Genomic DNA, 13780 nt, shown 5'->3' on the forward strand with positions numbered 1-13780 from the left:
ATTTAAACTTTTTTGGGCTTATAATAATGCGATTTAGATCTATTCTAATTCGATATTCTGGTTTAATATCAGTAATTATTTTCATTCTATTATTTGCTTTTATTGAAGCAAAAAAAAATTCCATTTATAATGATAGTTTTCAAGCTTATAAAAAAAAGAAACTGTGATCTATCCCTGAAAAAGATCAATAGATACTTGGATATATCCTTTGCTAATAAATCTTCTAATAAAGTGTCAGCAGCTAAAATTATTAAAAAAGAATGTGAATTACTGAATTCAATATCCAAACAAGAAAAATCTAGTTTACCAAGAATTAGCTTAGAAAAAAAATATACGATTTTTAGAGCTTTATCCTAAAAGTACTCATATTCATTCAATACAAAAAGAATATAACAGCATTATTTTCACAAAATGCTATGTCTGTGCTAGTTACCTCGTCTTCCTGTCTAAAACTTCAAACTTTGACAAATACGAATTTAATTCCTAAATCTAATCAGCCTCAGTACTATCAAGCCTGTGGTCAAGTATTTGAGGATAAAGGTATTTACCTGACTGCCTGACAGATCTTCGCCTTCCCCTGCTCATAAAGCCTTGCACTGTAAAGAGCGGATGCGAGAGAACCAGATTTTGTTGTAGTGTTTCTTTTGAGCTTTTTTAGACGCAAAACACGGTTGTGGATCATGGCAGAGCAAGGGGACTGGCATCAACAACTCCCGTCCTTTATGGACTACCCCCTTGAGCCATCGCAATCCAATTTTGAGATAACTAATGCCTCGCCGCCAATGTGGATCAACCTGTTGGCGCAGCCCTTTAATGTGAACAGCCATTCCTTGAGTCGTGCTGAATAGCAGTGCCACAGCAGCAACCAGATAAAGCCTCTCTAATGCATCAGCACAGCGAATTTTCGACTCTTCTAGCTCAAACACTCCAGACTTACTATCGAGAAATAATTCTTCGACCCGAAACCTCAAAGCGTATTGCCACAAGGTCTGTAGCGTGGGTGATTCATCTGTAATCACCGCCCATGGTTCTTTCACTCCTCGGATATTAGCCAACACCAGATTGCACCGATAGATGCCATCTTCCCAAAGACCGACATTGCGGTAGAGGAGGGCTTCGCCTTTGGATGGCCACAATTGTCGGACTTCTCTTGGACATTGACGTGGACCATGGAGAAGGACATCACAAGGGACACGCAGACAGTAATGCCAATGGCTCTGTTGTAACCAGCTCATCAGTTGATGGTTCGCAAACCCACGATCTGCTAACACCATGACATCTGGATGCTGCCGCAATAACCAACGGGCCTGGCGCAATAACGGTTGATATTCCTCAAAAGCGACAGCTGCACTCTTGTGCTCTAATACTTTCCACAACAACGGTACTGCTCTGCCACAGCAGACGACGGATAGATGAATCATGCAATATTCATTCCATAACACCGTTGTATCCATTGCCAGGTATAGACGATGAGAGTGCCAGTTCTTAAGTGCTAGCAGGACTAGAGGTACATATAGCTTGTTAATATCAATGCGTTGATTGGCTATAAATCGTTGCCACCGACGCTCGACACTTTGGGCTTTTCTGGCTCGGCAGGGAACATAGGATTCCCAGGCAGATAAGCTTAAGCGTTCACTACAGATTAACGCGCTTACCATCCAGCCCAGAGCAATGAGATGGCGCAAATCTCGATAATGGCTGTGTTGACGTAAAAAGGAAAACAGTTGACGATAAATTTGGGTGGGGCCTGACATTTGAATAACGCTGATTTGTGATTAAATCTAGCCTCACATGTCTCTCCACTCTTTTCTCATAAACTATGTAAATAAAGGCTTTGACCTACTTCTGTCAGGCAATCAGGGTATTTACTCCCAGGCAATAGAATTTTACGAAAAATTTCTAGATCAATTTCCAGAACACAAGCTTGCAAAAGATGTTGAGCAAAACTATGCTAAAGCTTTACATAACGAACCTAAGCCTAATAAAACTACAATACTTTCAACACCTAGAGAAGAAGAACTAACTGGAGATGGTTCAACTGTGGTGAAAATTCGAAATATTTCTCCTGTAAAAATTCGTATTATTTTTGATGGCCCCACACTTTTAGTTAAGGTGTTAGAGCCTTGTCAAAGTTGTCAGAAATCACCAAAAGCGTGTCTTGGGAATATTCCATTGGGTAGTTATGCAGTTCCTCCTGGACAATATAAGGTCATTGTAAAGTCAATTGGTGATGATAAGGTGACTCCTTATATAGGGAGTTGGATGTTGTCTTCAAATACTAGCTACAATGAGTGTTTTAGTATCCAAGATGGTGGTTTTTTGAGCAGGCTGAAAAAGTTCATGTCCCTATAATTATCTCTTGTTCTCAGCTTTGATCAGTCTTCCTAGCTTTTAGAAATTTTTGTAGCTGGAAGAATTATTTGCAACACACCCCAATTTTGACTATAGGATCGCTATGCCTGTCTATTCAAGATACTTTTAAGGCTTCAAATCCTACTAAAAGTCGATAGAAACATAGACTATAGAAACAACGATTTATCAGACAGTATTAGGCCTAAAACGACCGAAGCTGCGTTTTGGGGCAGCTTAGACTTCAGGGCTGTTTTACGTTACTCCTAGAAAAAATAGGATGGTTCTACAGAACACCAGTAGAGAGACCTATGAGCCATCTGATCGATACTTTGAAGCAAGTCCCTGATTTCCGCAGTGCTCATGGCCGTATTCATCCGCTATGGCTTCTGTTGCTATTGATGGTGATGTTTTCAGGGCGATGGAGCACATTGAATCCCTAGAAATGGATGCCGAGGGTTTGGAGATCGAGTATCCAAAGCTAAGCAAGATGGTCAAAGCCATTCGAGAGTTCAGGGGAAAGCGTAATTGATTTGTAGTCTACCTGTACTTATGCTGCCCCTACCAAGGCAGAGAGTACAGGAGCTTGCCAGCCTTTCTCCCACTCATTACTGGTGATCATCCCTCTGATTTGCAATACATTGTGGGCTCCATCATGAGTCCATTGCATTTTCTTGGTTCGTTTAAAGCGGTCATTGATAATCGTATCAATATGAGATTCCGCAACTTGACTGGTGTAGCATAGACCCTGTTGATCTCGTTCTTTATAATTCACCAGATAGACTTGATTATTCTCTAGATAGTTATATAACTTCTTCAGTTTTGAGCGTCTCTTTTCATCTGTAATGTTGGTCATCAGCAGTTCTAATTTTTGCAACGCCTCATCTGACTTACCATGCCACAATTTCCATTTCACTCCCTCCAATGTCTCTGTGAAAGCGTCATCCACTGCCCCCCTGACATTTTGAAATCGCATAGCAATATGAAACCAATCCAAAATACACAGAAGGTTTTTGCAGTGTGGAGCCAAGCTTAAAACCACTGACCAACAATTTTGAGCACCATCTGCTAAAGCGGTAACCCGTGTATTCTCTGTCATTCCCTGCTTACGAGCGGCATTAAGTGTATAGGTTTTCATTGTCGTTAGATCATCATCTTGGGCTGAGAGTGCACAGCTTTTAACCTTGATCTGACGATGATGGCTATCCACTTCAATAATGTTCTCTGGACGATAGGCCACGGCAGAGAGCGCTTCAAAGCTGCGCTTTTCTGGATCCTTAGTAGGGACATGGCCACCATCAATTTGGAGGATCACCTCTTGAGCACTGGCCGCTTTGGTTGTGGCTATCGGCTGAAGATGGGCTTGAGTTAATTTCGCACCCACTTCATTGGTGATGTGTTTGACCTGATTATGGTTATTAACTGAACGACGATGAACCGTCAGTTTCTCTAGGTTTGTCTGAGCTTTACGGAAGCTATACAACGCCCCTTGCTCACATTGCAATTTGGCTAAGTCTGGGTGGATAGGGGTGCCAAAGACTGATGATGTAGTCGGCGCACTCTGCCAATCACAATCAGGATTTTTACACTTATGCTTTTGGATGCCAATTTTATGGTCAGTAAAAACAGCATGGAACTTGGATTTAGTGAACCCTTTCTTCACAATTTTCTGACCACATCTTGGGCAATGATAATAACCAGGGTCTATTAGTTTGGATTGCAAAGCTAAGAGGGAATTTTGTACTTTCTCAAGCAGAGAGATTTGTTCTTCATGTCGAAGTCCCAAGTCTAAAATAGATTCTGGTGCTTCAATGTCATAAACTTTGAGAGTATCTCGTTTTACAACCTCTTGAGAACTGACCGATACTTTCTCGGCAATTATTCGTAATTCGTATTCCACTCTCTCTATCCCAACTAGCCATCTTGCTAATGGGACTAAATCATTATTTTATATAAGCTACAAATCAATTACGCTTCCATCAGGCAGCGGCTGTCATTGTCAGGGGCGCTCACATAAAGAATTTGACAGCGGTTGGCCCGGAGCAATGGCAGGGACAAGATAAAGGTCCAATCCCCTGACCCCCTCGATCGCATCTCTTCTTGTACTGCTGTTGGAAAATATCAGTAAATATCGCATAATCTCCGTAGTATCATCGCACTAGATGAAAAATACTTTTTTCCTTTATCTAGCGGCAAACTGCTTACTACAGATATGTCAGAAGAAAAATCTTCCCAATCTATCAATATCAGTGGTGGCCAAAATTCCAACGTCCAGATAGGTGGTATAGCTGGACGCGATCAGACTGTGCACCAGACGCAACAGATTGACACAGAGGAAGAGGCAGGACAACTGACACAAGCTGATGTGATTGACCTCATTACCCAACTGGAAACCTTATTGCAAAGTTCAGGGCTACCAGAGAAAGAAAGCTCCAAAGCACTCCGGCATCTGGAATCAGCTAAGGAAGAAGTTCAGTCCAAGGAACCAGATAAAGACTACGCTGCCAAAAGCCTTGAAAAGGCCACCACTGTACTTAAAGAAGCGGGTGAAACGGTAGCAGCGGGTTCCAGCCTATGGAATAAGATAAAGCCGATTGTAGAAAAAGTTACTCCTTGGCTAGGAGTGACATCGGGCTTCTTTCTATAAGTCCTACCCAGCTATGAGTGAACAACCCAAGCAACAGTCTCAGCAGAGCGTAAACATCTCAGACAGCGTTCTAGAATCCGTCCAGATTGGTGGGATTGCAGGGAGAGATCTGGAATTAACTCAAATTCAAGGTGGGGTGGGAGTTGTTAATGTATATGGCACTGTCCAGGTTCCTCAAGCTCCTGTTGAAGCAGCGAAACCGCTAAGCCGAGATGAATATAGATGGAGACAGGTTCTACTCAGCAAGGTCAAGCAATTCTGGATTGATGGTGTTTTAGCGAATTCATTACATACCAAAGTTTTAATTGAACTCGGGTTTGAAGAACGAAGTATACTGCAGACGACTTGTGACTTAACATAGTAGCGGAGAGATTTGGCACACTGGGAGTATCCCCCACCTACTCTCTTACTTGCATGATTAAAATTGATTTCACCGCAGAGGAAATCCAACACCTCAACTACGAACGCTATCATCATCCTCACCCACGGGTGCAGCGACGGATGGAAGTGCTCTACTTGAAAAGTCAGGGTCTTCCCCATGCCCAGATTTGTCAGCTTTGTCAGATTAGTCGTCCGACCTTAGCTAAAACCCTTCGTCAGTATCAACAAGGCGGAATTGAAGGACTGAAGACCCTGGAATACAAAGGTCAACCTAGTTCACTCAATGCTCATAGCGATAGTGTGAGAGCCTACTTTGAGCACCACCCGCCCCGCACCAGTGCAGAAGCCCAAGCAGTCATTGAACAATTGACAGGCATTAAGCGTTCTCCAACCCAGATCAAAGCCTTCCTCAAGCGCATTGGTTGTCGCTATCGAAAAGTGGGGTATGTGCCGGGAAAGTCGAGTCTGCCCGAGAAAATTGAGGAGCAAGAGCAGTTTCGACAAACTCGCCTTGAACCCTTGTCGAATGTCAATTACATAGTCCGAAAGTATTTTGATTTTCCTCCTGCTATTAGAGATTTGATTTGAAGCTTTGTCACTTGTACTTGAGATCGATGATCTTCTGCCTCGGTGATGGCCGAAGGCCGGTCGGAGACCATCGCGACAGAGAGCAAATGACAATTATCAATAAAACCACCATCAATAGAGATGCTTTCGAGTAAGCATCTCTATTGATGGTGGGGTAAAGGAGGTTTATTCTCGCTTGGGATTAGCTAGAAGTCTTTGGAGAATTGGCCGCGTTTTTAGCAGCTGCTTGTTTTCGAAAACTCTCAGCCTGCATCTCGAAAATGGTGGCATGGTGAATTAAGCGATCAATAGCAGCCACTGTCATCATCGAGTTGGGGAAGATCTTATCCCATTGGCTGAAAGGCTGATTAGCCGTGATGAGTAGGCTCTTTCGCTCATAGCGATGAGCAATCAGTTCGAATAGGACCGAGGTTTCAACATCAGACTTTTGAATATAGCCGAGGTCATCAATGATGAGCAGATCGTACCGGTCGAGCTTAGACAACAGGCTCTGCAATTCCAGTTGGAGTTTTGCCAGTTCCAGCTGTTGCACCAACGCTGTGGCCGTGACAAACTTCACCCGTTTCCCCAACTCAACAATAGAAGTCCCTAATGCAGAGCTGACATGTGTTTTCCCTGTTCCGCTTGGCCCAAATATCAAAATATTACTGCCCGACTCTAGCCAGTGAGTTGTTTGGGAAAACTCCATGATGGCTGCTGGATTGAGACTGGGAATATGGTCAAACTCAAAATTGGTCCAGGACTTGCCGTAGGGCAGCTGCGCTTCGGTTAGCGCGCGGGAGATCCGATTCTGTTCTCGACGGCTGGCTTCCCCTTGGGCTAAAGCCAATAGAAACTGGGCGTAGGACCAATTCTCCTGAGTCGCTTGATGCTCGATGCTCTGCCACTCGTCGAGGAAATGTCTTAACCGGAGCTGCTTGAGCGTCATCATCAAATTGTCGTATGGATTGTCCGGTGCTGCATTGGAGGAGTTGGTCATAGTCGGAGAGAGCGTGCTGTTGTGAAATGATGTCAGGATATTGCTCAGTCGAGAGCTTGAACTCAAAGGCTTGTTTTAATCTACTCAAGGTCAGGGTGGACTGTTCCAGTTGGGTTTGTAGATAGTCAGCTACCTGGGATTCTTGATCCTGAGTTGCAGCAATGTAGAGGGCTTCTGTCATCAAACGGGCAGCCTGGTCCCGCTCAAAGTCAGCTTTGAGGGATTCCCATAGCTGATGCCATTGAAGATTGGGCAGTAAGTCTGCTTGCCATTGGCAGTAGAGAAACGCATGGGGCTTTCTCCTGAGACTTTCTGCCACATGCTTGTAATCGATACTACGAGCCCGTCTCTTCTTCCCAGAGCCATGGACATGGACCCGCGCCAATTCCACTACGGGAGTGGTGCCTAAGAAACCGACAAGGCGGTCATGGTATAGGTGCAGTTTCAACCGATGACCAATTAAGCGAGAGGGGACTGTGTACAGGACACAGCGGACGGCAATCGTGCTGTTGCAGCTGACTTTAGCGCTGCGGATTTCATAATCAGGGGTGCGATATTTGGGCAAAGGTTGTAATGTGGGGAGCTCCAGTGCAAACTTCTTTTGACACTTGGCATTCAGCTTAGCGATGACTTGCTCGATGAACTGTTGATACTCAGCTACGGATTCGAAGTCAAAGCTGCCTCGACGATACAGGGCCTGGCATAATCGCCGCTTGAAATAGCCATGGGAGGCTCTCGATGCCGCCATTCTCATGAGAGACGCCCAGATTGTTGCGGGTCGGCTCCATCCGGTAATGGTCACACAGAGTGGAATACAACTGAGTCAGCTGGGGGGTTACGACCGCCGGTATTGCGATAGGCGGCACTCAGACTATCGGTACGGTGGGTCTTAGGCACACCACCACAGGCAGATAAGGCATTTTGTAGTCCTTGAGATAAGCCGATAAAACTCTCTCCGCCTTGAATCACCTGCACGTACTGCCAGCCGCTATAACTCAGTCGATAGTGATACAAGATATGGTGAAAGGTTTCACCCTGAACCGTCACACTGAAACCTTTGAGCTGGGTGAAGTCTGACTGTCCCATCTCTCCAGGATGATGTTGAATTTTGAACATCACTTCTTTGGGCTTGCCATGAGCTGCCTTCCATTTAGCGGTTCGGCGTTGCACGGTTCTGATCTTGTCATCATATTGCCCAGGATGGTCCTCTTGTAAGGTCTCAAATAGAGTAGTCGCTTCTAATCGAGGCTCACGCTCTAACATCGGCTCAAGTTCTAATTCCCATAATCCATCCAGCGGATCTTCACGGGTTTTCCAGTCATGAGGGCGGCCTCGTTGGGGACGATGGGTGCCACTATCAATACGACGGGCAGTGCGGGTTGAGATCCCTGCTTTGGCAGCTGCAGTGTCTTGGGAAGAGCCGGATTGTTTTGTTTTCATATAAAGCTGTACCTGTTGAGGTTTAATAGGAGCTGGCACTAGAGGTCCCTAATCGTCTTAGGTGTACAAACCCTAGTGTCTTTCCTGTATGGAGTTATAAAAAAGTGAAAAGGTATAGATGCTCTCTGAACTGATTTGAGATCTCTTGTGTTTTGAGAATGAGATCCTGATTTCTAGAGAGGTCTACGTAATTGTCAGGCGGTCATGTATTCGGTCTATGCAATTGTCGCCTATCAAACCCTTATTAGAGGAAGCTCAACGCCAAGAGCGTCTTGTCTTTTTTGTGGATGCTGCTCATTTTGTTCACCGGGCTTATCTGGGGTTTCTCTGGTGCCTTCGTCGGATCTTCATCCCGTCTCCTTCTGGCCGTCAACGATTCAATGTTCTGGGTGCACTCAACGCTGTCACCAAAGAAGTCACCAGTATCACCAACCACACCTACATCAACTCTCATAGCATGTGTCTGTTGCTAGCCAAGCTGGCACTACTCGACCCAGTCATACCCATCAGCGTCATTTTAGACAATGCCCGATATCAAAAATGCCAGCTGGTGACTGACTTTGCTGAGATCGTCGATATTGAGTTAGTCTATTTGCCCTCCTATTCACCCCATTTGAATTTGATTGAGCGGCTTTGGCGCTTTGTGCGCAAGGAATGTCTCTACTCGAAGTATTATGCCGATTTTCACTCTTTCAAAGGGGCCATTCAACATTGCATTGATCAATGCAATGGAGAGCACAAGGCGAAACTAACAAGCCTTCTATCACTCAAGTTTCAGTCTTTTAAAGAAGTTAATATCTTAGCCGTCTAGAGTATAACCATGTCCCTAGTCCATTAGACAGGGTAGAAGAAATCTCTTCTAACGCCCGACAAATTTTTCCTGCTGGAACATCAGCTGCAAATATATTTGAAGACATCGGAGCTGGAAGAACGTTACTGGTTCTGGGAGAGCCTGGTGCAGGTAAGACAATAACCTTATTGAAGTTAGCCGAAAGTCTGCTTACTCGAACATTTGAGGATCTAAGTCAACCTTTGCCAGTGGTGCTGAATCTATCATCTTGGGCTAGCAAACGCAAGGATATTGACGATTGGTTGGCACAGGAACTCTATGACACCTACAAAGTTTCTAAGTCATTAGGAAAAGCTTGGATCAATGAAGAGCAATTGATTCTGTTGTTGGATGGCCTTGATGAAGTTGAGCCAAAATATCGGAATGCCTGTGTACAAGCTCTCAATAAATTCTTCCAAGCTCATGGTCGCACCGAGATAGTTGTTTGTAGTCGTATTCGGGATTATGAAGCTCTTTCTAACAAGTTAAGTTTGCGAAGTGCTATTTATGTTCAGCCCTTGACGTCTCAGCAAATTGACGAGTACCTAGAGCAAACAGGGGAATCATTGGTGGCCTTGCGATCAATCATCAACCAGAATTCTGAAATTAAAGCGTTTGCCTCTTCACCTTTAATATTGAGCATTATGAGTCTGGCTTACCAGAGCTGTGATTTAGAGAATTTTCCCCAGTCAGCTACATCAGAAGTCTTTCGTCAACGCTTGTTTGATGCATATATTAAGCGCATGTTCCAACGCCGAATAACCAACAAGCACTATCGGCAAGAGCAAGCAACACGCTGGCTGATCTGGCTAGCTCAACAAATGGTTCAAAAGTCCCAAACGATTTTCTTAATAGACAAATTGCAGTCAAATTGTTTTCAGGAAAGGCAATATTTATTTAGATATCGCTTGTTGTGAATTCCGGAAACTCTGACTGCACCAATTCCGGAAAGTTTGTCTCCAACATTGCCGCTATCTGAGCAAGATGAAAATAGTCATCTAAATCAGTGGCAGGTCCAGATGTATAAGCAATTGGAGCGTTACGTGGTGCAAAAACTTAGAAAGAAAAAAAGTCTCCCAAAAGGAAGTTCGAGAACTCACGGGCATTAGTGAAAAAAAGTATTCAACGGATTGAGAAAGAACCCGAGATCACCGACATTAATGAGGAGGCTTTCCGGAAATCTAGAAACATGGGTAGACCGAGTCCCGTTAGCCAATATGAGGCACAAATCTTGGAATGGCTTCAAGAACCTCGTGCGCCTGAAGATGGACTGATTAAAGGCCAAGAGATTCTGGCTCGACTCAGACAACAAGGGTATACCGGTGGTAAATCGGCTGTCTATGAATTAGTCAGGCGCATCAGACCGAAGGAGCCTCCAAAGCCTATCCTTCGGTTTGAGGGATTACCTGGAGAGTTTTCCCAGCATGACTTTGGTCAGCGTTGGGTCACCTTTGCAGATGGGACTCGCAGATTGGTTCGCTTCTTTGCCTCTCGGCTCAAATACTCTCGCTTTGTGGATATTCAGATCGTCGATAACGAACAACAAGAAACGGTAGTTCGCAGCTTACTCAAAGCCTTTGAGCATTTTGGCGGGGTGCCGATGATGGGGGTATTTGACAATATGAGTAGTGCGGTCAAATCCCGAGAGACGAAAGAAGATGGCAGTGTCAAAGTCCATTGGACAGAACGCTTTGGCCAGTTCGTGGTCGATTGCGGATTAATCCCCCTGGCCTGCTGGCCTTACCGTCCACAAGAGAAAGGGTCCGTCGAGAATCTGGTGGGGTTTGTCAAAGGTAACTTCTTCTGTGGTCGAACTTTTAAGGACATGGAGGATGTTCATCAACAGCTGCAAACGTGGATGCATCACGTCAATGAGCAACGACCTTGTGATGCCACCGGTGAGATCCCCCGCTGTGCTGCTCAAGCGTGAGCCACTGCAACCGTTGAATCATCAGGCTCAAACCTATGCCTTCAAAGTCAGTGTCGTCGTCCGGCCCACGGCACGGGTTCACTATCGAGGGATAGAGTACTCCGTCCCTGGCCATGCGGTGGGTCAAACCGTGACTCTACACCTACAGCAAGAACAAGTGAGCATCTATCAAGGTGATCGCTGTTTGGGAGTCCATCCGAGATTTCCGGAAAATGGAAAGTCCAGTGTCTTGAGTGAACATGCTCAAGAGTTTTTCACCTCCCCCCACAAAAAGCCCTATGCCCAACGTCAAATCTTGTTGGATTTAGATCCATTAGTGGAGCCTTATCTGACAGAGTTGGTGCATCGCCGTCCCCAAGCTTGGGCAGAGGATGTGGACTTGACCTATCAGCTGTATGAGAAAGTGGGGCGGACTGAATTGTTGGCAGCGATTGAACTGGCAGTAGAAGCCCGTTGTATTGGCAGTGAATATCTCTTGGAGTTTGTAGAACATCCCCACGCTTGTGCCGACTCTCATCTTCTCCAGAACTCTTCAGAAGGGGGCACTGCTAAATGACATTAGACATTATGTTGAAGCGATTGGGCTTGAGTACGGTCCAACGAGTCTTACCAGACCTGACGTCCATTGCGGAGAAAGAAGCTTGGTCTTATACCCAGTTCCTTGAGCGGCTAGTCTCTGAAGAGATTGCTCAACGGGCAGAAAATCGGATTGCCAATCAGGTTGCCAAAGCCAAGTTCCCGTTTCAGGCGACCATTGAAACCTTTGATTTCACTTTCAAAAGCGATCTCAAACTGCAAATGCTTGGACGGTTTCTAGGTCCTGAATTAGTCAGTGAACATCGTTCATTGATCCTTGAAGGTCCCCCAGGAACGGGGAAGACACACCTGTGTATTAGTATTGCCTACAAGTCAATTCAGAATGGCTTTTCAGCCCGTTTTACAACGGCAACTGCACTGATTAATGACTTAAGAGTTGCCCATGATCTCAACCTGGCTCTTAAGCCTTATCTGCAACCCCATGTACTGGTGATTGATGAGATGGGCTATCTCGGCTATGGATCTGGAGCAGCTGATGTTCTGTTTCAAGTCGTGGACCAACGCTATCTCAAAGGCAAGCCCATTCTGTTTACCACTAACAAACCCCTCAAGCATTGGGGGGAGGGTTTTGCATGATGAAGAGCTGGCTCGGGCCATTATTGACCGGACCCTTCACCATGGCGAGTACATGAAGCTGACTGGAGCGTCCTATCGATTGAAAGGTCGAAAAAATTGATTTGGATCTGCCAGCTATTTCTGAGCGCCCTACGGCCACAAAAAGGGGGTGATACTAAATCAGAAAATTGACAGATAATGACAAGCTAAGCGATCAATAAATTTAGTGGTCAAACTTTCCGGAAAAGATCCTCGATCTGCCAGTCAGAGTTTCCGGAATTCACACTTGTTAAGTGGATTAATTGCTGGACTGGTTGGGGGGGGCTAATTTGTGGACTGGTTGGAGGGCTGATGTATGGACTGGTTGGGGGGGGATGGATTATTTTATATTTATTTGGAAGCATGACCCAGAATTTTTGCGCTTTTTAGTGAACGATTTAGGGCAGAAAAAAATATACGCTGGGTTATTGGCTAAGAGAAGGGCTAGATTTTGGGAATATTTCTGGACTAGTTTCTGGATTGGTTTCTGGGCTAGTTATTGGATATTTAAAAAATATCGAAACAGTAGAAACGTTGAGATGGCCTGGGAAAAAAAAGCAATATATACTTTACTCTTTTGGCTGATGGGTGGACTGATGGGTGGACTGGTTGGGGGGCTATTTCTTGGACTGATACAAGGGTCAGGTGAGCTGATTCACATGCTAGGTCTTGGGTTAAATTTTGGGTTAGTTCTTGGGTTAAGTATTGGATTGAGTGTTGGGCTGAGCTATGGATTCAGAGGTCCAGAAGTAGCACTTCAAAAAAAAAATACACCAAATCAAGGGCTTTGGAGGTCAGCTCGTAATTCTTTGATTTTTGGACTAATTTCAGGATTAGTTTCAGGACTAATTTCTAGACAAATTTTTAGACTAATCTTTGGGCGGTATATTGAGCAAACTCATGGGTTATTTGTAGGGCTAATGTTTGGGCTAATGTTTGGGCTAATGTTTGGCTTAATTAGTGGAGGAGCAGCTTGTCTCCAACATTTTACTCTTCGCTATATGCTCTACCGCATGGGACATATCCCCTGGAACTACGCCCGCTTTCTCGATTATGCTACTGAACGTCTATTCCTACAAAAGGTAGGTGGTGGATACATCTTTATCCACCGTATGCTACTAGAGCACTATGCTCAGATGAGGCTAGAGCCTCTACAAAGTCAAAGGGTAGAAACGCATGAAGTCCCAGAGCAATAGTAGAGAACGGGGTTTGAGTAGTAACGGATGCTGTTGGCGAATGTACTACGAGAGAATTATTTGTATTATCGAAACCTGATTTTACTTTGCTATCTAAAGCAAAAAAATAAGCCCTGATAATTAGTTGAGTATCCAAACTAATCGTTATCAGAACTCTCAACACTATGTCACTTCAACCGCATGATCCTGGTTCTATACCTGAAGAAACTGTTCGTGTTGCCCATGCTCCATAGTGAACTCTTCCTACCAT

Annotated in this window: 14 protein-coding genes and 2 pseudogenes; 12 read left to right on the forward strand and 4 right to left on the reverse strand. The window is 44.7% G+C overall.

The features are described 5' to 3' along the window. Positions 1-581 precede the first annotated feature (581 nt). Positions 582-1754, reverse strand: a complete 1173-nt coding sequence (locus HRE53_RS32065) for a transposase (protein WP_235107286.1) — start codon at positions 1752-1754, stop codon at positions 582-584. A gap of 37 nt (positions 1755-1791) precedes the next feature. Here HRE53_RS32065 and HRE53_RS32070 point away from each other — a divergent pair, with 37 nt between their 5' ends. After that, a complete protein-coding gene (locus tag HRE53_RS32070) occupies positions 1792-2352 on the forward strand; it encodes a tol-pal system YbgF family protein (protein ID WP_235112507.1) in 561 nt (186 codons plus the stop codon). A 308-nt stretch (positions 2353-2660) separates the two neighbouring features. Continuing rightward, positions 2661-2792, forward strand: a complete 132-nt coding sequence (locus HRE53_RS34750) for a hypothetical protein (RefSeq protein WP_255801661.1) — start codon at positions 2661-2663, stop codon at positions 2790-2792. Between the two features lie 107 nt (positions 2793-2899). Here HRE53_RS34750 and HRE53_RS32075 read toward each other — a convergent pair whose 3' ends face one another. Further along, positions 2900-4249: an ISKra4 family transposase gene (locus HRE53_RS32075; RefSeq protein WP_235112515.1), complete on the reverse strand. Its 1350-nt coding sequence runs from the start codon at positions 4247-4249 to the stop codon at positions 2900-2902. Between the two features lie 312 nt (positions 4250-4561). On the opposite strand from HRE53_RS32075, the gene HRE53_RS32080 reads away from it, so the two are divergent. The 3 genes and pseudogenes from HRE53_RS32080 to HRE53_RS32090 form a co-directional block, all read left to right on the forward strand. Next, positions 4562-4996: a hypothetical protein gene (locus HRE53_RS32080; RefSeq protein WP_235112516.1), complete on the forward strand. Its 435-nt coding sequence runs from the start codon at positions 4562-4564 to the stop codon at positions 4994-4996. A gap of 13 nt (positions 4997-5009) precedes the next feature. Further along, positions 5010-5357, forward strand: a complete 348-nt coding sequence (locus HRE53_RS32085; protein ID WP_235112517.1) for a hypothetical protein — start codon at positions 5010-5012, stop codon at positions 5355-5357. Between the two features lie 12 nt (positions 5358-5369). Next, a pseudogene (locus HRE53_RS32090) lies at positions 5370-5899 on the forward strand (helix-turn-helix domain-containing protein); the annotation flags it as partial. A 247-nt stretch (positions 5900-6146) separates the two neighbouring features. Here HRE53_RS32090 and istB read toward each other — a convergent pair. Beyond that, a complete protein-coding gene (gene istB / locus HRE53_RS32095) occupies positions 6147-6896 on the reverse strand; it encodes an IS21-like element helper ATPase IstB (protein ID WP_304518439.1) in 750 nt (249 codons plus the stop codon). 846 nt (positions 6897-7742) lie between these two features. Next, complete coding sequence (locus HRE53_RS35450; RefSeq protein ID WP_396133476.1) at positions 7743-8423, reverse strand: hypothetical protein; 681 nt, start codon at positions 8421-8423, stop codon at positions 7743-7745. A gap of 193 nt (positions 8424-8616) precedes the next feature. Between HRE53_RS35450 and HRE53_RS32105 the strand changes: the two are divergent. The 7 genes and pseudogenes from HRE53_RS32105 to HRE53_RS32130 form a co-directional block, all read left to right on the forward strand. Next, a pseudogene (locus HRE53_RS32105) lies at positions 8617-9195 on the forward strand (IS630 family transposase); the annotation flags it as partial. A 125-nt stretch (positions 9196-9320) separates the two neighbouring features. Further along, positions 9321-10130 (forward strand): NACHT domain-containing NTPase, encoded by an 810-nt coding sequence (locus tag HRE53_RS32110; RefSeq protein WP_255801659.1) that lies wholly within the window; start codon positions 9321-9323, stop codon positions 10128-10130. A 191-nt stretch (positions 10131-10321) separates the two neighbouring features. Next, positions 10322-11143, forward strand: coding sequence for an IS21 family transposase (gene istA / locus HRE53_RS32115; RefSeq protein WP_235112519.1), 822 nt, complete (start codon positions 10322-10324; stop codon positions 11141-11143). After that, positions 11112-11699 carry a Mu transposase domain-containing protein gene (locus HRE53_RS32120; protein WP_235112521.1) on the forward strand — a complete coding sequence of 196 codons (588 nt, stop codon included), beginning with the start codon at positions 11112-11114 and terminating at the stop codon, positions 11697-11699. Before istA ends, HRE53_RS32120 begins: the two co-directional genes overlap by 32 nt. Beyond that, positions 11696-12316, forward strand: coding sequence for an ATP-binding protein (locus HRE53_RS32125; protein WP_255801646.1), 621 nt, complete (start codon positions 11696-11698; stop codon positions 12314-12316). The genes HRE53_RS32120 and HRE53_RS32125 overlap by 4 nt, the downstream gene beginning before the upstream one ends. Next, positions 12309-12416: an ATP-binding protein gene (locus HRE53_RS34755; protein WP_255801647.1), complete on the forward strand. Its 108-nt coding sequence runs from the start codon at positions 12309-12311 to the stop codon at positions 12414-12416. Before HRE53_RS32125 ends, HRE53_RS34755 begins: the two co-directional genes overlap by 8 nt. Positions 12417-12669: 253 nt before the next feature. After that, the gene (locus tag HRE53_RS32130; protein ID WP_235112523.1) at positions 12670-13530 is read left to right on the forward strand and encodes a hypothetical protein; all 861 of its coding nucleotides are present in this window, start codon (positions 12670-12672) and stop codon (positions 13528-13530) included. Positions 13531-13780: the final 250 nt, after the last annotated feature.

The sequence above is a fragment of the Acaryochloris sp. 'Moss Beach' genome, from assembly GCF_021497025.1.
GTDB classification, from domain to species: domain Bacteria; phylum Cyanobacteriota; class Cyanobacteriia; order Thermosynechococcales; family Thermosynechococcaceae; genus Acaryochloris; species Acaryochloris marina_A.